We start from the raw sequence: 24,636 nt of genomic DNA on the forward strand, positions 1-24,636 counted from the left end.
TCACTAAATCAATACATGCCTGCAGCCTTTAATAGCGCTTGATGATACAACCCATGAATTCAGGCGCTGCATATTTTTAAACCCAAGTGAGCTGCAAAGCTCTATACTACCTTGATTTTGACTGCTGTCTTGACATGTAGAAACAGCATCCAGTAACTGGCTCATATCATTCGGATAAGACTCTGTGAGGCGACGAATTAACTGAGCTGTCACTCCTTCACTAGGCTCTATGATTTCGCATTCGTCTCCGAGTATTTGCTCAAACAAATGTTTAACCAAAGGATAATGAGTACAAGCCAATACCAAGGTATCGATATTTTGAGCGAGCATTTCTTGGCTTAATTGCTCAATCGTTTGTTTAACTTTTTCTTCTGTTTCTGGCCAAGCATCAATATCAAAGGCTAACGTTAAGCTAGACATAATAGATACATGACTGTCCTCTTTCCAAAGATCGATCAATTGATTTAAGCGCGGACTTTCAGCTGTTACAGGTGTTGCTAGCACCGCCACTCTGCGTTTTTTACTAAGGCGAAAAGCTGGTTTTACAGCAGGCTCAACACCAATTATCGGCAGTGAGGTGCTTGCTCTAAGTGCATCAATCGCCGCCACCGTCGCGGTATTACAAGCCACAACAATGGCGCAAACCTTTTCATTCTCAAAAAAACGTCCAACTTTTACTAGTCTATCTTGTAATTGAGTAATGCTTTTACTGCCATATGGTGCAAAAGCATCGTCGGCCAAATACACCAGATCAAGATAAGGATGTTTTTGATGTATGGCATTAAGGATGGTTAATCCCCCTGCTCCTGAATCCATCACGCCGACTTTCACTTAAGTATCTCCATACCAAGAGGCAACTGAACGGGCTCTCGCTCCAAGTGAACACCATACTTATCGAAAACAGATTGTTTTATTTGCGCTTCTAACTCTAGTAAACTGGTCGCGTTGGTTTCTGAATGATTCACTAACACCAAAGCCTGTTTTTCATACACACCGACCCCCTGATATTGCTTACCCTTCCAACCAGCTTGGTCAATCAACCACCCTGCAGCCAATTTAAAACCACCTTCAAATGGGAAAGACACCAGATTAGGAAAGCTCTCTTTTAATTCATCATGCTGAATTTTACTAACAATCGGATTTTTAAAAAAACTACCTGAGTTTGCTAATACGGCTGGATCAGGTAGCTTTTCACTTCTAACGCGACATACAGTGTCAAACACAGCCTGAAGGTTTGGCTTCCCTTCAATTCGTTCAGATAATCCTCCATAGCTTAATAAAAGTTCTGATTGTTTTTTCAGTGACAACTCAACCGAAGTAATGAGCAACATATTCTTCCATTGGCCTTTGAAATAACTATCGCGATAAGCAAACCCGCAGTCTCTACCGTTTATCCAGTAAACATCGCCAGTGTTTCTATTGATGACTTGAACACGAGCTAAGACATCTTTTATTTCAACGCCATAAGCACCAATATTCTGTACAGGTGCGGCACCTGTAGTGCCAGGAATTAAAGCGAGGTTTTCGATCCCGTACCATCTTTGAGCAACAGCGTATTCGACTACTTTATGCCAGTTTTCACCCGCAGCAACGGTTAAACTAACAAGGTTACCTGCGTGTTCTCTTGCATTGATACCGGAGAGTCGATTAATGATAACAAGGCCAGAAACATCTGCAGAAATAAGCAAATTACTTCCACCGCCAATCATGGTGACAGTTTGTTGAAAATGTTTTGCCCAAGCAAGTAAGACTTTTAATGCCTCCAAGGTATCTGCTATCGCAAAATATTCAGCTGAATAATCAAAGCGAAAGGTGTTATACGCGGCTAAAGAAACACTTTCTTGAATGGAGTTTTCAATGCGCTGTGCAAAAGCATCTTCGGTATTAAATCGCATTTTCATTGTCTGATTTAATCTTCTCTATTTGAATGAAGGTGATGCACAAATGCGTCAGCAATCAGATAAAGGTGTTTTCTCATCTCAACAAAGCCGGCATCACCACCATAATAAGGATCCGCTACCTCACCAAACGCAGCATGATCATAAAACTCACCGAACATAACTAATTTAGCTTTGCTGTCTTGAGGTTGAATTTTCTTGAGATTGGACAGATTCTCTCTATCCATCGCCAAAATCCAATCGAACTTATGAAAATCGTCTTTAGTCACTTGCCGAGCTTGTTGACGGCTAATATCAATGCCAACCTGATGAAGTGCTTTAATAGATCGTGAATCGGGCGGATTACCTAGGTGATAAGCCGCTGTTCCTGCCGAATCAAGCTCTAAAAATATATTTTGCTTAGCGGCAACACTTTCTAAAATACCTTGCGCCGCAGGTGATCGACAAATATTACCTAAGCACACTGTCAACACTTTATAGGATTTCATTTTGCAGAACCAGAATCTAAACGCTCATCAGCTGTTAATGTGCGCGCTTCTGTTTCCAACAAAACAGGAATGCCGTCGCGAACTGGATATGCCATGCCGCCCACTTTGCTAATTAATTCAGTTCCGTCTTTACTTAAAGTAAGGGAAGCTTTGGTAACAGGACAAACAAGGATGTCAAGTAAGGTTTTATTCATGGGAATGATCCATTTTCACTAGGTTAAATTTTTCGATAAATGCTTGTTGAAAGCTATTTGGTAACACTAAAGACACAGGTAAATACCAAACATTTGAATTCGATAGTTCAAGAGATTGGCATTTCACTGCATCTTTTTCAGTCATAATTACAGCGCCATCAGCAGGAATATCAGCTACTTCAAACGCATGATGATCAACAAACCACTGATGAGTGATGTTTTTCTTTTGTAATCCTAAGCGCTCTAGCGTTGCCATAAAACGTTCAGGGTTACCAATTCCCGCCATGATATGCCAGTTTGAATTACCTGAAAATGCTTCATGGCAGTCTAGACTCTTAGTTCCATCCAATGAAATCAGTTTAGTCGACACTAGCCTTGTTAAAGTGACTGGCAAATTCAAAGCTTCTAGGGGCTTAGTCATTGTCTCAGAAACACTTACTACAAAATCTACTTCAGTGAGTCGACCAATAGGTTCTCGTAATGGACCAACAGGTAACAAATGCCCGTTACCCACACCACGAGTCGCATCCAGCATTGCTATCTCGAGATCTCTATTGAGTTGATAATGCTGCATACCATCATCACTCACCACAACATTAGCATCTGTTGTACTAAGTAAGAATTTTACCGCTTCATCCCTTTTCGGAAAAACCACCATAGGACAAGCGGCTCGTCGAGCCAGCATCACAGGTTCGTCACCCACTTCGTTAGGCAAACTATCTGAATATACAGGTGTCGGCGAGTCCATTTTTGCACCATGGCCTCGAGAAACAATACCTGGGCGAAAACCGTGTTCAATTAAAAGCTCACATAGAGCCACAACCATGGGCGATTTCCCTGTTCCACCAACGCTAATATTTCCCACAATAATCACTGGAACAGGAGCTTTGTATGACAACTCTGGATGCGCTAAAAAAGCTTTGCGTTTATTATGCACCGCTTTTTTAATCAACGGCTGCAGCGGACGAAATATATTTGTCCAACCACAACGGCCATACCAAGAACGTGTAAAAAATGACTCTAGGCTCACTGGACCGGCTCTTTCTGAGCAGTATGGGCGAGCTTTGTAATACCAAGACTTGCTGCCGCATCGTAAACTCTTAGAACCATGTCATAAGATGCTTTCGCGTCTGCTGTAATAATCAGAGGTCGAGTGTAATCCCCTTCCGTCACTTCTTTTAGCCCTTGAATCAAAGTATTCACTTTTTCATTGATAAGAGTCTGACCGTTAATGACATACTGGCCATCTGCAGTAATCACCAACTCTACATTCTTAGACCGATCAGAACTTGGTGCATTTGACGTAGCAGTAGGCAAATCAATGGTTAATTCAGTGCTCTGGTTAAAGGTCGTGCTGACCATAAAGAAAATAAGTAACAAAAAGACGACGTCGATCAGAGGTGTTATATTGATTTGAACGTCATCTATTTTTTGACGACGAAACTTCACTGTGCTGCTCCTGACTTGTCACGATCACCATGTAAAGAGTCAATCAACTTAGTAGACTGCTGCTCCATAGTAACAACCAGCTCGTCAATTCTACGACTAAAAAAACGGTGGAAAATCAAAGCTGGAATCGCGACACCAAGACCAGCTGCCGTTGTTAGTAATGCTTCAGATATGCCGCCAGCCAATAACGCAGTATTCCCTGCGCCACTTTCCATCAGTACTGAAAAAACTTTAATCATACCGACAACCGTACCCAACAATCCAAGTAATGGTGAAATTGCTGCAATTGTACCAAGCGTATTCATGAAGCGTTCTAATTCGTGAATAACATGACTTGCCGCTTCTTGAACACTTTCTTTCATTGCTCCACGACCATGCTTTGAATTTAATAGTCCCGCAGCAAAAATAGAAGCTAGTCCTGTTTTGGCTTGCATTGAACGAATGTACTCAATGGTCATTCTGTCATCTCGCAATCTCGCCATAACATCAGACAAGAGTCCTTTTGGTGCAACCCCCGCTTTGCGAAGCGTCCAAAAACGCTCAATAATAATAGCCAGCGCCAGGATGGAACACGCCATTAACGGCCACATGAAAAAACCACCAGTTTGAATAAAGGCTAACACTTCGCTCTCCAATTTAAGTTTGCACGTAATTTAACACACTCTCTAACTTTTCTACACGTTTGCAAGTGTCAGATTTTAAGAGAAAAAATGAATAGACACAGGAAGAATGCCGTAATGAAACATGGCTGTTTCGGAAATAAAAAGCCAAAGATTCATCAGCAGAAATCACTAACCAATCAACGCTTAGCGCTTCCAGCATCGCCAATGTTTGCTCTGACTCCTTCCGTTTTAGTATTACCCACTCAATACCGTAATCTAGCAGCATTTGAGGGGTGAGGTCTTTCACTACTCTAGGCGATAAGATGTAAGCATTCTGTCGTTCCGATTTCAAATAAGAGCCAAACATCAGTCTTGAAGGATCAGCGCCAGCCCAAGAATCAGCTAACAACAATTCATTTTGCTCTAAAATAATTAGACTATTTTCTTTATTTTTCAGCGTAATATCTGCAGTTGAGCCATTAAATAACATCGAAGAAAATAAAATACACCAAATACCAAGCGCACAAACAAGCCCCCGATTTAAAGGACTCTGATAAACCCAATAGCCTATCAACAGCAACATTATTAATCTCGGAACACTTGAAGTAAATTGCTCAAAAAACAACAAGGGCAATTCAAAAGCGCTCCAATCCACAGGTGTCATTACGTAGTAGAGCAATCTATCTAATAACTCATAACTATACGTCGATCCGATAACCGATACCTCTAAGAAAGATAACACTCCCCATGGAAACCATAAAAAAGCCGCAAAAGGAATCAGTAAAACATTCACTATAATAGAGGCACTGGATATAGCTTCTTGCCAGCCCAATATCAACACCATTGAAGCAGTACTAAGCATGACTTGTACCATGAGTAACCGTGACAATTTTGTTGACGTTTGGCAGTAGCCAATTAACAAGTACACCATACTAAAAGATAGCCACAATCCTGGACTAAGCACTGCTCTAGGGTTAAAAAGTAGCACTAGCCACAAAGCAAAAGTAATAATGCCATATGGCGAGACTTTCAGAGCTAACATGCGAGAACACAAATAAACACTGAGCATGATAGATGCCCTCACCACAGGCTCTCCCCAGTTTGTTATATAGGCATAAGTTAGCAACAAGGGCATGACAATTATTGCATCACAATGCCAGCGAGTTAGACCAGAAAGCATTATTTGACTGGGTAACAGCCTCCAAACAGCTCTACTCACCAAACATCCGATAGCGAACATAAACCCAGTATGCAGCCCCGAAACGACAAATAGATGAGCCAACCCAAGCGTACGAATTACCCAAGTATCTCGTTCACTCCACAAATCATTTCGCCCTAACAACAAGGCTTTGGAGAAGCGCCAAGAGTTGAATGCGCCAAACATCATATCTAGTTTAGTGAGTAGCTGATCACGGAAAGAGAAATGAACCTGATCAATACTAGAAAGATCCTTATGTGAAAATTGAATAGTTAGCTGAGCAACTTGTCTTTTTACATAGAGCTGCTTTTGCCACCACGGCCCATTTTTATCTGGTAACAAGATACTTTTTAGCTCACCTCGATATGATAAGTTCGAATGAGCTTTGTGAATGGAATCCTTACCAGACGCTGTCAGATAAAAATTATCTTGTCTTTGTCTTTGGCCTTTTCCAGAGAAATACACAATACTGACCGGACCTATTTCAGACAAATCCCACTCATTTGAAAGTTGATCCTGGTTGACGATTAAACTTTTCCTTTCAAAATCAACAAATACCACACTACCAGCCTGTAAAAGCAAAGATGATGCAGGTAGAAACTCACTAGAAATGATGGAAATAAAGGAGAGAAGTGTCAAAAACAAAACTATTAAACGCTTTGACCATATTAAGTAGAGACACACTAGAATGATATGAGTAGAATACACCCACAAATAATCGCTCGGCACCAGTATGGCGCCCATCAATATGGACAAACTACTTAGTAACATAAGACCTCCTTGTCTTAGATCGCTAAATTATTTTTTACCTGATTATGCCGAAGAATTATCTTAAAAAATTCATACCTAATCCAGAAAAGTTAAAGCAAAGTAAAGCCCTAGGCCTTTTAGGTGCTCAAATTTATGAAGCCAACTTATGGCATTTAAATCGTAAATCTGTAGCAAGAGCTTTCTTTAACGGCTTATTTTGGGCCTTTATTCCGATGCCATTTCAAATGCTTGCATCAGCTTTACTTGCGGTACCGCTGCGAGCAAACATTCCTTTGTCCATTGCTCTCGTATGGATTACCAACCCCCTAACGATGCCTTTTGTATTTTATTTCAACTATAAGGTCGGTACGTTAATTCTAGGCTCCCATGACGAAAAAAATTTTCAACTCTCCGTTGAATGGATCTGGGATAAAATGGAACACATTTGGATGCCGCTTTATGTTGGCTCAATTGTATCAGGTTTGATTGTTGGTGCGATCAGCTATGCCGCAATCACCATCTTATGGCGTCTTCATGTCATCAAACGCTGGAAAGAGCGCAAACTTAGAAACAACAAATAATCCATTTTAGTAAAAACAAAAAGCCAAGATTGAAAATCTTGGCTTTTTTGTGACTAAACAAACTTAGCTCGACTAAGCATTCGCTTGCTTTAGCGGATGCAAGGCCCCTTGCGACAAGCGATAAGCACAATCCATCCAGCTCAACATTTTCTCATCATGGGTAACAACTAGAAACGCCATATCATAAGTAGTTTTGAGTGTATTGATTAGATTCTGTATCTCTAAAGAAGTCGTTTCATCTAAGTTACCAGTTGGCTCATCCATTAACACGCATGCAGGTCGATTTGCTAAAGCACGCGCAATAGCAACTCGCTGACGCTCTCCACCGGACAGCTGTGACGGCTTATGATTAAAACGATCCTTAAGACCAACTTGAGTCAAAAGCTCTTCTCCACGCTGTTTGGCTTCTTTTTTATCTATACCTGCAATCCACATTGGCATCAATACATTTTCTAACGCCGTAAACTCTGGCAATAGGTGGTGAAATTGGTACACAAAGCCCATTTCTTTATTTCGCATCTTGGCCCGCTTTGAATCCTTCATGCTAGACCAAGACACACCCGCCAAACTAACATCACCAGTAGTAGCTAAATCCAGACCAGCTAAAAGGTTCAATAATGTCGTTTTACCTGAACCTGATGAGCCAACAATGGCACAAGCTTCGCCTTTGTTTAAGATGAGATCAATAGAACGAAAAACGTCGACCACCTGCTTACCGTCTTGATATTGCTTAGAAAGTTCACGACATTCTAAAACGATACTATTATTCATAGCGCAATGCCTCCGCAGGTTCTACTTTCGAAGCTCGCCAAGCCGGGTAAATAGTTGCCGCTACCGTCATAATAAATGCAGATATAACAATTAGCTTCACATCAGACCATTGAAGCTCTGAAGGCAAGTAGTTAATAAAATAGACGTCCGCGCTTAAAAACTGGACATTTAATAATGTCTGTAGAGCAGCAATAATTTCACTCACATTGAGCGCTAAGGTTACACCCAAGACAACACCAATAAACGTCCCAAGCATACCTATAAACATCCCTTGAACAACAAATATCCACATAACTTGACTCGAGGTTAAACCCATTGTTCTAAGAATCGCGATATCGTTACGTTTATCTGTTACCACCATTACCAAGGTCGAAACGATATTAAAAGCAGCCACGGCGACAATTAACAACAGCAATAAACCAATCATGGTTTTTTCCATTTTTATCGCTTGAAAAAGGCTGCCATGAGTACGAGTCCAGTCACTAACTCTATTTTGTCCTGGCACAGCTCGGGCTATATCCCAAATGCGTGAAGGAGCCACAAACAGATCATCGAATGAAATTCGCAGCGCTTCCACATCATCAGCTTTATAGCGCTTTAACTTAGCCGCGTCAGCAATATTGATGTAAGCAAGACTGCTATCTAACTCGGCCCCAACTTCAAAGGTTCCTACTACAGTAAATCGCTTGAGAACAGGCGCAACACCCGCAATAGACACATTAGCTTTAGGCAATATAGCCGTTACTTTATCGCCTATATTAACTCTTAGCATCTTGGCTAATTGAGCACCGAGGACGATCCCAAAGCTAGTATCCTTGAGAGCATCTAAAGAACCAGACGCAATATTGTCACCAATGATTGAGACTTTTTTCTCCATGTCTGGGTTTATGCCATTTAAAATAGCGCCATGAACACTTTCGCCAGACTGAAACATGACTTGCGCTTGGATATGTGGGGCAACGCCAACAACATCAGGCATTTTAGCAACCAGCTTTGCTGTATCACGCCAATCATTTAGCACTGGATCCCCCCACAAAGTCGCATGAGGAACCATGCCTAATATCCGTTGACGTAATTCGCGGTCAAAGCCATTCATAACTGACAGGACGGTGATAAGAACCATCACACCGAGTGCAAGACCGGCAATAGAAGAAAAGCTAATAAAGGAAATGAAGTGATTGGAGCGTTTGGCTCGGGCATAACGCAGACCGATAGCAAAAGGAAGGAAGTTAATCAATGTATATCCTTGTATGACAAGCTTGCGTGGTAAAAATAGAGGAGCAACGCTCCTCTATTTTGGACTAAGTTACCAATCCGCTTATGCGTCGAAATCGATACCTATACGACGACCTACATCTTCGTAAGCTTCGATCACGCCACCCAAGCCTTGGCGGAAACGATCTTTATCTAATTTTTCTTTGGTTTTAGCATCCCATAAACGGCAGCCATCAGGAGAAAACTCATCACCCAATAAAACCTCACCCTTATATAGGCCAAATTCCAATTTGTAATCAACTAGAATCATGCCGCCTTCTGCAAAAATCGCTTTTAATACATCATTCACCTTGAATGTAAGCTCTTTTGCTTTAGCTAAGTCAGATGCTTTTGCCCAACCGAATGATTCAACATGAGATTCGTTGATCATTGGGTCACCTAATGCATCGTTCTTTAAAAACAATTCAAACGTTGGTGGAGTAAGAGTAATCCCCTCTTCAACACCTAAACGTCGGCACAAGCTACCAGCAGCAACATTTCGAACGACACACTCTACAGGTATCATATCAAGACACTTAACAAGTGATTCCGTATCACTTAAAAGCTTTTCAAAATGTGTTGGAATGCCTGCTTCCTGTAATTTTGTCATGATGAATGCATTAAACTTATTGTTCACCATACCCTTACGGTCAAGCTGTTCAATTCTTTTACCGTCGAATGCAGAGGTGTCATCACGAAACACTAGAACCATTTTGTCAGGATCATCTGTACGAAATACAGATTTTGCCTTACCTGCATATAGCTCTTGTCGTTTTTCCATTGGAGGGTCTCCGGTTTTCTTTTGTGAGGGGTTAATCTAAATAATTTTAATTTACAAAACGTTGTGCCAAGTGATACGAGACCACTTCAGGTGAGTCCATAGAAGAAACATCAATAACTAAAAAGTCACCTGCTTTTTGATGAGTTATTTTGTAGGTATATTCACGCTCTTCCCAGCTAACATCATCCAAGTTTCGGCGAATAGTTTTAAGTGATTTTATTTTATCACTATCTACTAATGGTAACGTTAGATCTACAACGTCACCAACACGAGCTACGTCTTCTGGCGGAACTGGTGCAAGTAATTGGTCTGATCCAGGTATAAGATAAATACCTGCAGCGTTCAATTTAGTTTCAAGATCGGAAGGTGAAACATTATTACCTAGATGAATTGCAAATAAACCATGATGATCTACCCAAATAGGAAAAGATGCCACATCACCACGATTAGAAAGATATGCAGAGGACTGATTTAGCTGACGTCCCATTGTCCCCCATAAACGTACTGCGACAGAATAAGCATCATCATTTTGAACTGGGCTCATCCAATTTCCTGGCTCGACATCTTGCTGTTCATCACGGAATTGAACTGTAACCAATGTTTTACCTTCTTCTTGCTCATGGAAGCGAAAAGAAAACGCAGTTTGAGCCGGGTGAATACGAGTTATATCACTCCATAATGATGCCCACCAACCTTGTGGATGAAAATCAAATGGTACACTGATTATCTGACTATCACTTTGTGAGGCAATCGATGTTCCGTCACCATGAAGCGCTGTAAGGAAATCAGCAACAATACGTTTCACTTGAGCAATATCTGCAGGCACAGAGAACTCAATAGCATCATCTCGTTCTTCGGTAGCTACAGCAACCATTGGATAAAATACAAATGGTGCCCTAGGCGTAGTATAGGCCGTCTTCCCATCTAGATTTGCAATGTTTTTTTCATTAGGGATAACTAAAGCATCACTTACGGGCATAGATCCTGCTGGCAACTCTAGTGTTGAAGTGACAGGTTTTTCTTCTTGATAATCATCTGAATGATCAGTAAAAAAAACACTGCACCCAGACAGCAAAATAGTCAACGAACTTGCGCTCAGCAACTGTAAGGTAAACTTATTCATACTAATAAAACTCCAGCTTCTATCATGGCTTGTCGTACGGCTGAATGATACTGTTCAGAAAGGGGGGTAAGCGGCAATCGAATTCCTTCTTCACATAGTCCTAGTTGGCTACAAGCCCATTTGACAGGAATAGGATTAGATTCTAAAAATAAATTTTTATGAAGCGAAGAAATCGTTGTATCAATTGAATGTGCTTGATCTGCTTGTCCAGCTAATGCTAATTCAGCTGCTTGGGCAACGGCTTTAGGCGCTACATTTGCCGTAACGGAAATATTACCTTTACCACCCAAAAGCATCAATGAAACTGCTGTTGGATCATCTCCAGAGTATACAGCAAAACTTTCTGGTAAGGCTTTAATTAATGCCTCCCCACGTTCTAAATTACCAGTGGCGTCTTTTATACCAACAATATTCTTAACCGAAGCTAAACGCACAACGGTATCATTTTGCATATCGCAAGCAGTACGACCTGGTACGTTATATAGAATTTGAGGAATATCAACTGCATCTGCTATCGCTTTAAAATGCTGATACAAACCTTCTTGTGTTGGTTTGTTGTAATAAGGAGTAACAAGTAAGCAGGCATCTGCGCCAGCTTCTTTAGCACTACGAGTAAGGTCGATGGCTTCATGTGTTGCGTTTGCACCAGTGCCAGCAATAACAGGAACACGGCCATTAACCGTATTAACAACCTGACGAATTACATTAGCATGTTCTACCGGTGTAAGAGTGGAAGATTCACCCGTGGTCCCTACAGCTACGATTCCGTGAGTACCCTCGTTAATGTGAAACTCTATTAGATCATCTAATTTTTTAGTATCTACAGCGCCATCTGGTGACATAGGTGTAATAAGCGCAACTAAACTACCTGTGATCATTTCGAGTCTCCGATAAAATTATAAGCGCGCCTATAGTAACGTCCAGACTCTGGTTTAACAATAATTGACAGACGTAAAGCCGGAGTAAATTAACAAGTAACGCCATTCAGGGGGATTTTTCACTTGGGTCTTGCTAAGCTACTGGCTGTGAAACAAATACTAATTATAGGCAAACTATTTTTCTTTAAATATTTCGTTGAACAGTAGAGAAACTTTATGACAATCGAAATCGGACAAACTGCACCAGATTTTAACGCAAAAGACCAGAATGGCGACACCATTACACTCAGCCAATTTAAAGGCAAAAAAGTCGTCTTATATTTTTACCCTAGAGACTCAACTCCCGGTTGTACAGCTCAAGCTTGTGACTTGCGTGACAACTATCAAGCATTACTAGATCAAGGCTTTGTCGTGCTTGGAATCAGCACGGACACTGAGAAAAAACACCAAAACTTTATCGCAAAATATGATCTGCCTTTTCCACTGATCGCAGATACTGAAAAAGAAGTACATGAATTGTATGGCACTTGGCAACTGAAGAAATTCATGGGCCGTGAGTCAATGGGCACAGTAAGAACGACTTTTATCATTGATGAAAATGGCGTAATTTCAGACATTATTAGCAAGGTCAAAACCAAAGCCCATGCTGAGCAAATCTTGAAATAAGCAGAACAAAAAAGGGTGCGATAATTTCGCGCCCTTTCTTTATTTTGCTACTAAAGCTCAAATACCTCCGCGAATATACTCTCTCACTTCTTCCCGATAAAAATCTGCCAGTAATGTATGTAGTTCTTTACTTAAAGGCGGCAGAGACGATACGGCCGCATTGCGTACCACTTGGGAAGATCGACTAGCACCAGCAATAATACTTGAAACTTGAGGCTGATCTAAAATCCAGCGTAAAGATACATCCAATATATTATGCCCTTCTGGAAGTTTTCCCTTTAACGCTTCAACTAACTCAATACCTTTTTCAAAGGGTATACCATTAAAGGTTTCTCCAACATGAAATGCAGCACCATCTTTATTGTATGAACGATGATCGCGCTCACTAAAGGCATGATTAAGATTCATCTTTCCTGACAGCAAACCACTTGCTAATGGCAGGCGCACTATGATACCCACGCCATTTTTTTCAGCTAGCGGCAATAGTGATTCTGTCGCATCCTGACGAAATACATTGAACAATATCTGCAAGCTGGCTAGCTCCGTATGACCACAACAAAACATCGCTTCATCCAACACTTCCACACTGGCACCAAAATGTTTAATGACACCTTCTGTTTTTAGATCTTCCATCCAGGCCAATATATCGCCTGAAAACAGTACTTCGCGAGGAACACAATGCAATTGAGCAAGGTCGATAGACTCAACACCTAAACGCTGAGCGGAAGCCTGCAAACTTTTCTTCACTGCCGCTTTACTGTAACCATTAGGATAAAGCTCAGCGCTCCTACCTACTTTGGTCGCTATAACAGGTGATTTTTTCAACGACTTACGCCATTGCCCTATTCGCTGCTCACTTAGACCACCACCGTAAACATCCGCCGTATCATAGAAGCGAATGCCTTCATCCACTGCTGTTTGCAGTATTGCTATCGCTTCGTTATCTTCCACCGGGCCAAAATCATTACCAAGTTGCCAGCAACCCAAGCCAATTTCCGACACCTCAAATCCTGTTTTCCCTAATGTTCTGGTTTTCATACACGCTCCCATAAACGAATTAATGATTAATGATTAATGACACTACTATACGAGGGTTTTAACTGTTTATAATTATCGATATATTGAATTTATTGTTTAACAGGGCTTAACAATATGAGCACTTCTTTTCCAGAAGGCATAAGAGAATTTTTAGCAGTAGTTGAAGCGCACAGTTTTTCAAAAGCCGCTGAGCAGCTCAATATTTCTCGCGCTAGAGTGTCACAAATCATCAGCCGTTTAGAAAAAGATTTAGGCGTCCAGTTACTCTATCGATCAACCCGCTCTCTTTCGCTGTCCCCTGCAGGAGAAACTTTTTATCAGCTTGCACGCCAAGGAGTGGATCAACTTGAGCATGCGGTTCTGTCAGCTCAAAACGCTCATTCAAGCATTGGAGGTCAAATCAGAATCAATTCCGTTGGCGGTTTATTTGGCGAAGAGATACTTGCACCGATTTTGATTCGATTTATGAATGAAAACCCTAAAGTAGAAATAGAACTTAGCTTTTCGAGCACGAGGGAAGATTTAATTGAGTCGCAATACGATCTTGTGGTCAGAATGGGCACACTTTCTAATTCAAATTTAATTGGACGAAAACTAACGAGTTACACCAACTACTTAGTTGCTAATCCTACTTATTTTGATAGCATGCCGAAACTAAACAGTCCGAAAGATTTGCTTGATCACACGCTAATCAACGGCTCAGTAAAAAGATGGTCTTTTACACACATTAGTAGCAAAGAGAAGTATGAGCTTCCGGTGCAAGGTAAACTAAAATGCTCCAACGGACATGTCGTAAAGTTGGCAACGCTGGAAGGAACAGGCATCTCTAGACAACCTTCCTATTATGTAAAACAAGACATTCAATCGGGTCGACTGATAGTGCTACTGCCAGACTGGCAATTACCGAACTCTGATGTCACTTTACTTTATCCTCAATCAAGAAATATCAGCCTTAGGGTAAAAGCCTTAGTGCACTACCTTATGGAAGCCTTTAATATTAAGGCTGAATAATTCCCATAAAAACTTTTGCACGGCGACTGCACTTACCTATCCTCTGTGCAAAGATCTCCCATAGATAACAATATCTCACTAAGGATCTCTATGCTTTCGGCATTGACTAACTCATTGGCTCCAATCTTATTGCTTATTTGCTTGGGTTTTTTTCTTGGTAAAAAGACAGACTATTTAGAAAACCCATCACTGGCCGCACTGGTTTCAAACTTGGGTTTGCCAGCTTTGCTACTTTATTCTGTTTTATCGATGCAGATGCAAATTTTCAGCATGCTCAAAATTATCGCAGCGACAGCTCTAGTATTAGTTTTGATGTCGCTCATGTCATTTGTTTTTCTCAAAGCACTCAAGTTGCCTACACGCTTTTATCTACCGCCGTTAGTCAATCCTAATACCGGTAATCTCGGTATCCCTGTTGCCTACGCATTATTTGGTGCCGAAGGTATGGCCATCGCGGTTGTAATTTCGTCTGTGGTACAGATTAGTCATTTCACCTTAGGCGTTGGCTTTATGTCCGGAACCTACCATCCCAAGCAACTGTTAAAAAATGGTCCCGTTATTGCCCTAGTGGTTGGCGCCCTTTTCCTAAGTTTTAACATTAGCTTACCCGCGCCCTTGATGAACACTCTGAACATGCTCAGCCATATAACATTGCCTATAATGCTAATGTTGCTTGGTAATTCCATTAGTGGTTTATCTGTAAAAGAAAGCAGCAAAATTGGTCGCGCTTCTCTCTTATCACTATTTCGCCCAGTAATAGGTGCTCTCTGTGCATGCTTGGTGGTCTATTTCTTTCCACTTAACCATTTGGAAGGCTCTGTATTGATAGTACTTAGCACCATGCCTGTCGCAGTCATTAGCTATATGCTAGCAAGCAAATATAAGGGACCAGTTGATGAAATCGCTCTTATGATTCTTTTATCTCTACCTCTTTCACTTTGCGCTGTTGGCTTATTGTGGTGGTTGTATCTTTGAGTAGTCTTAAATAATCAATTTTCGAAAAAAAACCGCATAATTTTTTAAATTATGCGGTTTTCGTTTTAAAGCTAAGTAAAAGCTACTGACGCGTTAAACGATCATTCCCCAACACCAATGGTGCTGTTGAACGATATGGATTGATATCCAATCCTCCGCGCCTTACATAACGTGCATAGACAGTTAAACTCTCCGGCTTACACTGACGCATGATATCAATAAAAATCCGCTCAACGCATTGCTCATGAAAGTCGGTATGCTCACGGAATGAAATAACATACTTCAGCAAGCTTTCGTGGTGAATCTTAGGGCCTTTATAATCAATAAAAACCGAACCCCAATCTGGTTGATTGGTCACAGGGCAATTTGATTTTAAAAGATGGCTAACCAATCGCTCTTCAACCACCCCCATTGTCTCATCAGTCTCTAATAAGCCTGCATTTGGGTGGTATTCTGATACATCTACATCCAGTTCATCGATGCAATAATCAGGCGTCAGTACTACCAACGATGCCATTGAATCAACATCGCGAATAATAACTGTCACTTTAGCTCCAGCGGCCCGCGAAAGATCTTTCTCAAGTATGGCTTGGACTTCTTCAGCTGAGTCATACCGCATTTGATTCAATGAATTCAAATACAATTTAAACGATTTTGATTCAATAATATTTGGCGAATCACAAGGTAAACGAAATTCAGCCAAGGCAACAATTGGCTTTCCTTTCAAATTTAACCATGACAGTTCATAAGCATTCCAAACATCTTCACCAAAAAACGGCAGACGCTCAGACTCAATGGCCATTTCAGTCCATTTATCAACTCTTGCAATGGGGTAAAGCAACCCTGCATCGTACTCAGAAACATATTCTGTTTGCTGACCTAAGGGTAAAAAGCCCATATAACACTACCTCAACTTCTAATACCTTTGCCCTGATTGAGCAAACGTAGACCGAATCCAAACAACACCACAATAAATACGCAAACAATGACAAGTGCCCAATATACGTTGATATCTGAAACACCTAAAATACCGTAACGAAATGCATTAACCATATAAAGAACTGGGTTTAATAGCGAAACGGATTGCCAGAAATCAGGCAGTAAATCGATAGAATAAAAAACACCACCCAAATAGGTAAGCGGCGTTAAAATAAAAGTCGGGACAATAGAAACGTCATCAAAACTTCTTGCGTAAATTGCATTAACAAAACCACCCAGAGAAAACATAATAGCAGTCAAGCACACTACAAGAATCGTTAGGAATAAGCTTTCTAACGCCAAATGAGTAAAAAACAGCGACAGTACAGTAACAATCAAGCCAACACACAAACCACGAGCCACCCCGCCAAGAGTGTACCCCATTAGAATCACCCAATTTGGTGTAGGTGAAACCAATAACTCTTGCACACTATGTTGAAACTTCGCAGAAAAAAACGACGAAGACACATTTGAGTAGGAGTTAGTAATAACAGACATCATGATTAAGCCTGGCACAATGTATTGCATATAACTGAAGCCACCCATTTCCCCTATTCGATCACCGATTAAGTTTCCAAAAATAGCAAAATATAATGTCATCGTAATGGCTGGTGGCAATAATGTTTGTGGCCAAATACGAGTAAATCGACGAATTTCTCTAACCAAAATCGTATAAAATGCGACCCAAATTTCCGAATTTTTCATCTATCTAGCCTTTAATTAATTTTACGAAGAGCTCTTCAAGTCGATTAGACTTGTTACGCATACTCACGACGTTAACGGAAATTGCATCAAGCGCTTGAAAAATAGCATTGATAGACTGCCCTTTAATCACTTCAACTTCGATCGTACTCGCATCTTTACTCATTACCACACTGAAGCCAGGCAAAGCCCAGCCATTAGGCAGACTAGTATCTAAATCCAAAATAAAGGTTTCTTGATTAAGTGTTTTCAACAAAGCCTTCACACTGGTATTTTCAACAATCTCCCCCGCATTAATAATGGCAATATTGCGACATAACTGTTCTGCTTCTTCCAAATAATGCGTGGTTAAGATAATTGTCGTGCCTTGCTCATTAAGTTTTTTAATGAATTCCCACATTGAACGACGAAGCTCAATATCAACCCCTGCAGTGGGCTCATCTAGAATAAGCACTTCAGGCTCATGAATTAACGCCCTCGCTATCATCAGACGACGTTTCATACCGCCAGATAACATTCTAGATTGATCGTTTCTTTTATCCCAAAGATCCAAATGCTTCAAATATTTTTCCGCTCGCTCTTCTGCTACAGAACGACTAATGCCATAAAAGCCCGCCTGAGTTACCACCACATTAAAGACGGTTTCAAAAACGTTAAAATTAAACTCTTGAGGTACAACACCTAAATATTTTTTAGCTTTAGCAAAATCCTTATCAATATTTGTACCAAAAATGGAAACATTGCCCGATGTTTTATTTACTAACGAGCATAAAATACCGATTGTCGTAGATTTGCCCGCTCCATTTGGGCCGAGTAACGCAAAGAAATCTCCTTTTTCAACTTTTAAATCGATACCTTTTAGTGCTTCAAAGCCGCTATCATAGCGCTTTTTAAGGTCACTAATTTCGATTGCATATGTCATAATTGAAGTTCTCGTACGGCAGTAGCCGACTAAATAGTTACTTAATTAAATAGGGTTTTACGTGGAATCACGCACACAATACATACTTGACGCTTTTGCTGATTTACGTCAGCGCATCGCAGAACACACACCTTTTGATCAGCCAGAATTGGCAGAAGAAGAATTAGACTTCTTAGAAAAGTGGGACGACCTGATAAAAAATATTCAGGAAAATACCCATGATTATACTTTTGATGCCCAAGAAGTATTATCACGCTTCATACGATGCTACGCAAATCTAGTCCCACTAATAAAGAGGGAGCTATTATGGTTTATCGGTGGCGAATGCCTGCATTTTCTAGGTGATGAGGAAATTGCTCTTTATCAACAGCTTGAAGACCGTTTATATGAGCTAGACAGTCAAAATAAAAGCTATGACATATCAAAAGAAATCAGTGCATTACGTGGCACATCAACTCAAATCCATTAATAAAACGAGCTACGGTGGGCAGACTATCATCTGCCCACCAAGTTTTAAGAAGATATCTTCTTAAACACTAATGTTCCATTCGTACCACCAAAACCAAAAGAGTTATTTAAAACAACTTCTATTTTACGTTTTTGTGGTGTTCCAGGCACATAATTTAAATCACAACCTTCTCCCGGCTCATCTAAATTAATAGTTGGTGGAGCAACCTGATCTCGAATAGCAAGGATCGAAAAAATCGATTCAACTGCTCCAGAAGCACCGAGCAAATGCCCTATCATCGATTTAGTCGAACTAATCGCAACATCTGATGCATCTTCACCCATTAACACTTTTACCGCATTAGTTTCAGCCAAATCACCAGCTGGAGTCGATGTGCCATGAGCATTAATATAATCAATATCCAAAGGCGTAAGACGAGCATCTTTAAGTGCCGCCCTCATAGCTGAGGCTGCGCCTTCACCACTATCTGGCGGAGCTGTCATGTGATAAGCATCGTCACTCATACCAAAACCAGCCAATTCTGCATAAATTTTCGCGCCGCGTGCAACAGCATGTTCGTATTCTTCTAGCACTAAAATACCAGCTCCATCACCCATTACAAAACCATCACGGTCTTTATCCCATGGACGACTCGCTGTTTTATGGTCATCATTGCGAGTAGACAAAGCTCTAGCTGCTCCAAAACCACCTATACCCAATGGAGTAATAGCCATTTCAGCACCACCAGCAATCATCACATCAGCATCACCATAAGCTATCATGCGACCAGCCATACCAATATTATGCGTACCAGTAGTACATGCAGTAACAATAGAAATATTTGGGCCTTTAAAACCAAAACGAATCGCAACATGACCTGAAATCATATTAATAATCGCGCCTGGAACAAAAAAAGGAGAGATACGTTTGGGGCCTGACTCATTCAACAGCTCAAGGTTCTTTTCAATCATTGGCAAACCACCAATACCAGAACCTATTGCGCAACCAACACGGCTTAAATCCGCTGTATCAGCATTAAGATTGGCATCATCCAAAGCCTGCACTGCAGCTGCGATACCATATTGAATGAAAAGATCCATTTTGCGAGCCTCTTTAACGCTCATATATTGAGTCGCATCAAAGCCATTTACTTGCGCTGCAAAACGAGTGGAAAACAAACTGGCGTCAAAAGAAGTGATCTCAGATACACCACTTTTTCCTTCCAAGATACTATCCCACGTATCTTTCACATTATTGCCAAGGGGTGTCACCATTCCCATTCCTGTGACTACAACCCGACGACGAGACATAAGATTTCTCCAGCAATTCGCCCTCAATTCTTTAAGAGCTATTAATAAGAAAAGCCGCTGTAACGAATACAAGCGGCTTTTCGGAAAACTCAGTTCACCAATATCTTACAAGTTAGCGTTGATGTAGTCGTTCGCTGCTTGTACGGTAGTGATTTTTTCAGCTTCTTCATCAGGAATTTCAGTATCAAATTCCTCTTCAAGAGCCATTACTAGCTCAACTGTATCTAGGGAATCTGCACCTAGGTCATCAACGAAAGATGCTGAAGCAACAACATCCTCTTCTTTAACGCCTAGTTGTTCACAAACGATTTTCTTAACGCGTTCTTCAATGCTACTCATTAGAAGTTCCTACTCTACTCATTAACAGCTCAGTGTGAGCATATTATAAAAATTCGATCACCAAGAAAGGTGTGATTCTCGACATGAACCGGAGACGTATTTTCGTTGAATTAAACATAAAATTCAACTCAAATTACGACATATACATACCGCCATTGACATGTAATGTCTCACCGGTAATGTAAGCAGCGCCATTTGACGCCAAAAACGCGACAGCTGCCGCAATTTCTTCTGGTTGTCCAAGACGTGATGAAGGCACTTTTTCGACCAATTTAGCCTTATGCTCTTCAGGTAACACCTTAGTCATATCTGTTTCAATGAATCCAGGAGCAACACAATTTACAGTGATACCACGAGATGCAATCTCTGCAGCCAAAGAACGACTAAAGCCTTCTAGACCAGCTTTAGCTGCAGAATAATTTGTTTGTCCGCCATTGCCCATAGAGCCAACAACAGAACTAATACTAATAACACGACCGAATTTTGCTTTAGTCATGCCACGCAAGCAAGCTTTTGTAACGCGAAAAACAGAAGTTAGATTAGTATTAATTACTTGATCCCACTCATCTTCTTTCATTCGCATCATCAAATTATCACGAGTAATACCTGCGTTGTTAACAAGAATAGTTGGCGCGCCGAATTCCGCAGTAATTTCTTTAATTACCGCATCCACAGACTCACTTGATGACACATCAAGCACCCAGCCTTTACCATTAACACCCAAATATTCAGTAATACTTTGCGCACCAGACTCGCTAGTTGCCGTACCAATAACAGTCGCCCCTTGCTCAACTAGAGCAACAGCAATTGCCTTGCCAATACCGCGAGTAGCTCCAGTTACTAAAGCAATTTTTCCTTCAAGACCCATGCTTGTCTCCAACAATCTATTTCAAAAAGTGCATTTCGAACAAATAATAAAATATTATTACGCAGACAAAGCCGCTTCAAATCCAGCCAAATCACCTAAAGAAGATGTCTCTAAACCTTTGACGATTCGTTTATTAAGGCCACTTAGCACTTTACCAGGACCACACTCCACTGTAGACATTACACCCAATTCCGAAAGCAACACAACAGATTGCGTCCACAAAACCGGCTCACTTAGCTGTGAAACCAAGTTTGCTTTGATCACAGAAGGATCTGAAACAGCCTGAGCAGTAACATTCTGCACTAACGTACAAGAAGGCGAATTAAAAATAATAGTCTCAAGCTTTTCGGCTAATTTAGCGCCAGCAGGAATCATAAGCTCACAATGCGATGGAACACTCACAGGCAAAGGCAAAGCACGCTTTGCACCAGCTTCTTTTGCATTTACCATCGCAGCTTCTACCGCCGCGACATGACCAGCAATAACCACCTGACCAGGCGAATTAAAGTTAACCGCGCTAACAATACCAGGAGCCGCTGCGCAAGCAGCAACCACTTTATCATCATCAAGACCGATAATAGCAGCCATTGCACCCTCACCCGCAGGAACCGCTTGCTGCATGTATTCACCACGCAACTTAACAAGCTCTACCGCATCAGCAAAAGCAATCACACCAGCGCACACTAAAGCAGAATACTCACCAAGACTATGACCAGCGACATAAGCCGGCCTATCACCACCCTGCTGCTCCCAAAGGCGCCATAGGGCAACACTGGCCGTCAACAGCGCCGGCTGCGTTTTATCCGTTTGACTTAGTCTCTCCGCATCATTTTGCACAAGATCCCATAAATCATAACCAAGAACATCAGATGCTTCGGCGAAAGTTTGCTCTATTATTTCATGCTTTTCCGCCAAATCAGCCAACATTCCCAACTGCTGAGAACCCTGACCTGGAAAAACAAAAGCTAATTTAGTGCTCATTTAATCTCCTAGCTATAAAGCCTAACTACAAAGACGCGCTTCTATCGCAGAATATAAATCTGCTCGCGCAATATCAATTCCATACTCAATCGCACCGACCATCGCAGATAAATCTGAACGACCATGACCTTTTACCAAATTGCCACGCACACCCACCAAACAAGCACCATGCCTACGCTCAGTTTGGTAAAAAGTCTCAAACAAGGATGATACACCATCAACCTCTTTAAATTTACTCATTATGAAAGACAACAATCCCTCTGATGCTTTCAATACAGCATTACCAACCATACCATCACATACGATGACATTTTTATCGCCATCAAACAGTTCAGTTCCTTCTGCATAGCCAAAATAATCAGGCCATGATTTGCTAGCTAAAAGCCGATCTGTTTCTCGAATAACCGCACTACCCTTCGAGCTTTCAACACCAACATTTAACAGTCCAACCCTTGGCTTTTCATCACTGAGCGCTTCAATATAAGCCGCACCTAACTCTGCAAAACCAACCAACATTGATGGCGGACAATGAACATTAGCACCTAAATCCACTAAACAACGTAACGGATTAGAATAAAGTTCTCTAATTAGCGCAGGATACAGCTTGGGACGCAAAACTCCCAGTATATGTCTCGCTAATGCAACCATAGCACCGGTATTACCCAAGGTTACAACAACGTCTGACGACCGCTGAGCCAACGCATTTAAAGACTGATAAAGCGTACTATTTCGACGACGAAATAAAGACAAGACTATTTCTTCATCTCCATCAATAACGTCAGTACAAGCAATCAAAGACAAACGTTCATGAGGCGCAGGAAGTTCAAGACCGGAGCTAGGGGAATAATAGATAGTGATGACGACATCTGGATAGCGAGAAAGAATCTCTACTGCACCGTCAAATGCAATGCGGGGACCTAAGTCCCCGCCCATAGCGTCTAAAGCTACCCTAATCATGGGTATCTTAGTTACTCACCTTTAGGAGTGATAACTTGACGACCACGGTAAAAACCGTCTGCAGAAACATGGTGACGACGGTGAAGTTCACCAGTTGTCTTATCTACAGAAAGAGTTGGACCAGTCAAAGCATCGTGTGAACGGCGCTGGCCGCGACGTGAACGAGTTACTTTACTTTTTTGTACTGCCATTTTTGGAGCTCCTAACTTTACTTAGCCTTTAATTGGGCCAATATACTAAATGGATTCGGTTTTTCGTCATCCGGTGCGTCATCGGTAGACGAGGCATACTTTACAGCTGTTGGGTTGCAACCACTTTCTTCGTGATAGGCGACAATTGGTAAGGCAAGTATAATTTCTTGCTCCACCATATCTGCCAAAACTACTTCACCATCGGTCATGACAACAGGATCGTAATTGTTCGGTAGATTTTTAGCATGATCTTCGTCATAAACGAAAGCCAGCGATAAATCTAAAGCTAAATCATGTGAAACAGCTCCCATACAACGTTGACAAACAACCTGTACTTGAGCAGTTAATGATCCAGTAGCAATATAGCGCCTATCCTCATCAACTCTAAAGTCTAGATGAATAAAAGCATTACCCTCATCAGAGGCTAATATAGCACAAAGCTCCTTAAATTCATTAAGGGGCACGTACCCTTCAAACGCTTGCTCATAGCTAGCGTATTTACGAGGGTCAAAATATTTAGGTAACGTATCATTCAACATGGCGGGGGATAATATTGCTAAGGGCCCTTTTTGTCAAAGTCTAACTGCTCTTAAAACGCTTTTTTTCACTTTTTTAAGTCATTAGAGGTAAAAAAAAGTAAAATCGTCTTTCATCCAAACAAAACGATACAAAAACAATGCAAAAAAAACTCATACTCGGCTCATCTTCTCCTTACAGAAAAGCACTATTAGAACGCTTAAGAACTCCTTTTGAATGCCATTCACCCAACATTGACGAAACTCCACACCCCCTAGAATCCGCTGTCGATTTGGTCAAACGACTTAGTATTGCCAAAGCGCATGCTGTAAACAACGAGCGTCAACAAAATAATCAAGGTTCAAACGATCTAATTATAACATCTGATCAAGTTGCAGTATTAAATGGCCAGATTTTAGGGAAGCCTCATACAGAACAAAATGCCATAAAGCAGCTTTCTAGCTTCAGTGGTAAAAAGGTAAGTTTTCTAACTGGTCTTTGTATTTTAAACCAACAAGATCAATCTTATCATTACACATTAAATGAATACCATGTTCATTTTAGGGTGCTAACCTCACAAGAAATAACTCAATATATTTCAATCGAGCAGCCTCTTGATTGCGCAGGTAGTTTTAAATGTGAAGGGCTAGGAGTATGCCTTTTTGAAAAGATGGAGGGTGATGACCCTAATAGCTTGATAGGCTTACCACTTATATCTCTATCTCGATCACTTAGAGAACTAGGAGTAAACCCTATAGGCTAAAACA

At 41.1% G+C, this 24,636-nt stretch carries 30 protein-coding genes; 6 read left to right on the plus strand and 24 right to left on the minus strand.

The genetic code is table 11. The features are described 5' to 3' along the window. Window positions 1–3 precede the first annotated feature (3 nt). From murI to B6N13_RS14935, 8 genes are read right to left on the minus strand one after another with little or no spacing between them, the layout of a single operon-like run. Window positions 4–831 carry a glutamate racemase gene (gene murI / locus B6N13_RS14900; RefSeq protein ID WP_169459823.1) on the minus strand — a complete coding sequence of 276 codons (828 nt, stop codon included), beginning with the start codon at window positions 829–831 and terminating at the stop codon, window positions 4–6. Next, window positions 828–1,895 (minus strand): UDP-N-acetylmuramate dehydrogenase, encoded by a 1,068-nt coding sequence (gene murB, locus B6N13_RS14905; RefSeq protein WP_248280349.1) that lies wholly within the window; start codon window positions 1,893–1,895, stop codon window positions 828–830. The genes murI and murB overlap by 4 nt, the downstream gene beginning before the upstream one ends. Before the next feature lie 14 nt (window positions 1,896–1,909). Then, window positions 1,910–2,386 carry a low molecular weight protein-tyrosine-phosphatase gene (locus tag B6N13_RS14910; protein ID WP_169459825.1) on the minus strand — a complete coding sequence of 159 codons (477 nt, stop codon included), beginning with the start codon at window positions 2,384–2,386 and terminating at the stop codon, window positions 1,910–1,912. Next, window positions 2,383–2,580, minus strand: a complete 198-nt coding sequence (locus B6N13_RS14915; RefSeq protein WP_012069854.1) for a Trm112 family protein — start codon at window positions 2,578–2,580, stop codon at window positions 2,383–2,385. Before B6N13_RS14915 ends, B6N13_RS14910 begins: the two co-directional genes overlap by 4 nt. After that, entirely contained in the window at window positions 2,573–3,610 is a 1,038-nt protein-coding gene (gene lpxK / locus B6N13_RS14920; protein WP_169459826.1) for a tetraacyldisaccharide 4'-kinase, read from the minus strand. The genes B6N13_RS14915 and lpxK overlap by 8 nt, the downstream gene beginning before the upstream one ends. Beyond that, window positions 3,607–4,029: a biopolymer transporter ExbD gene (locus tag B6N13_RS14925; protein WP_012069852.1), complete on the minus strand. Its 423-nt coding sequence runs from the start codon at window positions 4,027–4,029 to the stop codon at window positions 3,607–3,609. The genes lpxK and B6N13_RS14925 overlap by 4 nt, the downstream gene beginning before the upstream one ends. Further along, window positions 4,026–4,652 (minus strand): MotA/TolQ/ExbB proton channel family protein, encoded by a 627-nt coding sequence (locus B6N13_RS14930; RefSeq protein WP_012069851.1) that lies wholly within the window; start codon window positions 4,650–4,652, stop codon window positions 4,026–4,028. The genes B6N13_RS14925 and B6N13_RS14930 overlap by 4 nt, the downstream gene beginning before the upstream one ends. A 13-nt stretch (window positions 4,653–4,665) precedes the next feature. Further along, complete coding sequence (locus B6N13_RS14935; RefSeq protein ID WP_169459827.1) at window positions 4,666–6,600, minus strand: ComEC/Rec2 family competence protein; 1,935 nt, start codon at window positions 6,598–6,600, stop codon at window positions 4,666–4,668. 44 nt (window positions 6,601–6,644) lie between these two features. Here B6N13_RS14935 and B6N13_RS14940 point away from each other — a divergent pair, with 44 nt between their 5' ends. Beyond that, window positions 6,645–7,160 (plus strand): DUF2062 domain-containing protein, encoded by a 516-nt coding sequence (locus B6N13_RS14940; protein WP_012069849.1) that lies wholly within the window; start codon window positions 6,645–6,647, stop codon window positions 7,158–7,160. 72 nt (window positions 7,161–7,232) lie between these two features. Here the strand turns inward: B6N13_RS14940 and B6N13_RS14945 are convergent, their stop codons facing one another. From B6N13_RS14945 to dapA, 5 genes are all read right to left on the minus strand, one after another. Further along, entirely contained in the window at window positions 7,233–7,931 is a 699-nt protein-coding gene (locus B6N13_RS14945; RefSeq protein ID WP_169459828.1) for an ATP-binding cassette domain-containing protein, read from the minus strand. Continuing rightward, window positions 7,924–9,168: a lipoprotein-releasing ABC transporter permease subunit gene (locus tag B6N13_RS14950; protein ID WP_012069847.1), complete on the minus strand. Its 1,245-nt coding sequence runs from the start codon at window positions 9,166–9,168 to the stop codon at window positions 7,924–7,926. The genes B6N13_RS14945 and B6N13_RS14950 overlap by 8 nt, the downstream gene beginning before the upstream one ends. 81 nt (window positions 9,169–9,249) lie before the next feature. Beyond that, window positions 9,250–9,966 carry a phosphoribosylaminoimidazolesuccinocarboxamide synthase gene (gene purC, locus B6N13_RS14955; protein WP_012069846.1) on the minus strand — a complete coding sequence of 239 codons (717 nt, stop codon included), beginning with the start codon at window positions 9,964–9,966 and terminating at the stop codon, window positions 9,250–9,252. Between the two features lie 46 nt (window positions 9,967–10,012). Continuing rightward, complete coding sequence (locus B6N13_RS14960; RefSeq protein WP_169459829.1) at window positions 10,013–11,089, minus strand: hypothetical protein; 1,077 nt, start codon at window positions 11,087–11,089, stop codon at window positions 10,013–10,015. After that, complete coding sequence (gene dapA / locus B6N13_RS14965) at window positions 11,086–11,967, minus strand: 4-hydroxy-tetrahydrodipicolinate synthase (RefSeq protein ID WP_012069844.1); 882 nt, start codon at window positions 11,965–11,967, stop codon at window positions 11,086–11,088. Before dapA ends, B6N13_RS14960 begins: the two co-directional genes overlap by 4 nt. Window positions 11,968–12,183: 216 nt before the next feature. On the opposite strand from dapA, the gene bcp reads away from it, so the two are divergent. Beyond that, complete coding sequence (gene bcp, locus B6N13_RS14970; protein ID WP_012069843.1) at window positions 12,184–12,633, plus strand: thioredoxin-dependent thiol peroxidase; 450 nt, start codon at window positions 12,184–12,186, stop codon at window positions 12,631–12,633. 57 nt (window positions 12,634–12,690) lie between these two features. Here the strand turns inward: bcp and B6N13_RS14975 are convergent, their stop codons facing one another. Further along, window positions 12,691–13,671, minus strand: a complete 981-nt coding sequence (locus B6N13_RS14975) for an aldo/keto reductase (protein WP_169459830.1) — start codon at window positions 13,669–13,671, stop codon at window positions 12,691–12,693. Window positions 13,672–13,785: 114 nt separating this feature from the next. Here B6N13_RS14975 and B6N13_RS14980 point away from each other — a divergent pair, with 114 nt between their 5' ends. Both B6N13_RS14980 and B6N13_RS14985 read left to right on the plus strand, forming a co-directional pair. After that, window positions 13,786–14,682, plus strand: a complete 897-nt coding sequence (locus B6N13_RS14980; protein ID WP_012069841.1) for a LysR family transcriptional regulator — start codon at window positions 13,786–13,788, stop codon at window positions 14,680–14,682. 90 nt (window positions 14,683–14,772) lie between these two features. Further along, on the plus strand, window positions 14,773–15,657 hold the full coding sequence (locus B6N13_RS14985) for an AEC family transporter (RefSeq protein ID WP_012069840.1): 885 nt from the start codon (window positions 14,773–14,775) through the stop codon (window positions 15,655–15,657). Between the two features lie 82 nt (window positions 15,658–15,739). Here the strand turns inward: B6N13_RS14985 and queF are convergent, their stop codons facing one another. Genes queF through B6N13_RS15000 form a run of 3 tightly spaced genes read right to left on the minus strand, consistent with a single transcriptional unit; the run spans window position 15,740 to window position 18,259 of the window. Next, complete coding sequence (queF, locus tag B6N13_RS14990) at window positions 15,740–16,555, minus strand: NADPH-dependent 7-cyano-7-deazaguanine reductase QueF (protein ID WP_012069839.1); 816 nt, start codon at window positions 16,553–16,555, stop codon at window positions 15,740–15,742. Between the two features lie 11 nt (window positions 16,556–16,566). Continuing rightward, a complete protein-coding gene (locus tag B6N13_RS14995; RefSeq protein ID WP_012069838.1) occupies window positions 16,567–17,340 on the minus strand; it encodes an ABC transporter permease in 774 nt (257 codons plus the stop codon). A 4-nt stretch (window positions 17,341–17,344) separates the two neighbouring features. Next, window positions 17,345–18,259 carry an ABC transporter ATP-binding protein gene (locus tag B6N13_RS15000; protein WP_169459831.1) on the minus strand — a complete coding sequence of 305 codons (915 nt, stop codon included), beginning with the start codon at window positions 18,257–18,259 and terminating at the stop codon, window positions 17,345–17,347. A 61-nt stretch (window positions 18,260–18,320) separates the two neighbouring features. On the opposite strand from B6N13_RS15000, the gene B6N13_RS15005 reads away from it, so the two are divergent. After that, window positions 18,321–18,728 (plus strand): PA2817 family protein, encoded by a 408-nt coding sequence (locus tag B6N13_RS15005; protein ID WP_169459832.1) that lies wholly within the window; start codon window positions 18,321–18,323, stop codon window positions 18,726–18,728. 44 nt (window positions 18,729–18,772) lie between these two features. Here B6N13_RS15005 and fabF read toward each other — a convergent pair whose 3' ends face one another. The 7 genes from fabF to B6N13_RS15040 form a co-directional block, all read right to left on the minus strand. After that, window positions 18,773–20,017 carry a beta-ketoacyl-ACP synthase II gene (gene fabF, locus B6N13_RS15010; protein WP_012069835.1) on the minus strand — a complete coding sequence of 415 codons (1,245 nt, stop codon included), beginning with the start codon at window positions 20,015–20,017 and terminating at the stop codon, window positions 18,773–18,775. A 105-nt stretch (window positions 20,018–20,122) separates the two neighbouring features. Beyond that, the gene (gene acpP, locus B6N13_RS15015; RefSeq protein WP_012069834.1) at window positions 20,123–20,356 is read right to left on the minus strand and encodes an acyl carrier protein; all 234 of its coding nucleotides are present in this window, start codon (window positions 20,354–20,356) and stop codon (window positions 20,123–20,125) included. A gap of 133 nt (window positions 20,357–20,489) precedes the next feature. Then, the gene (gene fabG, locus B6N13_RS15020) at window positions 20,490–21,224 is read right to left on the minus strand and encodes a 3-oxoacyl-ACP reductase FabG (protein WP_012069833.1); all 735 of its coding nucleotides are present in this window, start codon (window positions 21,222–21,224) and stop codon (window positions 20,490–20,492) included. Between the two features lie 57 nt (window positions 21,225–21,281). Beyond that, window positions 21,282–22,205, minus strand: a complete 924-nt coding sequence (gene fabD / locus B6N13_RS15025; protein ID WP_169459833.1) for an ACP S-malonyltransferase — start codon at window positions 22,203–22,205, stop codon at window positions 21,282–21,284. 21 nt (window positions 22,206–22,226) lie between these two features. Next, window positions 22,227–23,162 carry a fatty acid synthesis protein gene (locus B6N13_RS15030; protein ID WP_169459834.1) on the minus strand — a complete coding sequence of 312 codons (936 nt, stop codon included), beginning with the start codon at window positions 23,160–23,162 and terminating at the stop codon, window positions 22,227–22,229. Window positions 23,163–23,173: 11 nt separating this feature from the next. Next, window positions 23,174–23,353, minus strand: coding sequence for a 50S ribosomal protein L32 (gene rpmF / locus B6N13_RS15035; protein WP_012069830.1), 180 nt, complete (start codon window positions 23,351–23,353; stop codon window positions 23,174–23,176). 17 nt (window positions 23,354–23,370) lie between these two features. Further along, window positions 23,371–23,892 carry a YceD family protein gene (locus tag B6N13_RS15040; protein WP_012069829.1) on the minus strand — a complete coding sequence of 174 codons (522 nt, stop codon included), beginning with the start codon at window positions 23,890–23,892 and terminating at the stop codon, window positions 23,371–23,373. A 137-nt stretch (window positions 23,893–24,029) separates the two neighbouring features. On the opposite strand from B6N13_RS15040, the gene B6N13_RS15045 reads away from it, so the two are divergent. After that, on the plus strand, window positions 24,030–24,632 hold the full coding sequence (locus tag B6N13_RS15045) for a Maf family protein (protein WP_169459835.1): 603 nt from the start codon (window positions 24,030–24,032) through the stop codon (window positions 24,630–24,632). Window positions 24,633–24,636: the final 4 nt, after the last annotated feature.

The organism is Marinomonas sp. UCMA 3892 (assembly GCF_012726345.1).
Classification (GTDB): Bacteria; Pseudomonadota; Gammaproteobacteria; order Pseudomonadales; family Marinomonadaceae; genus Marinomonas.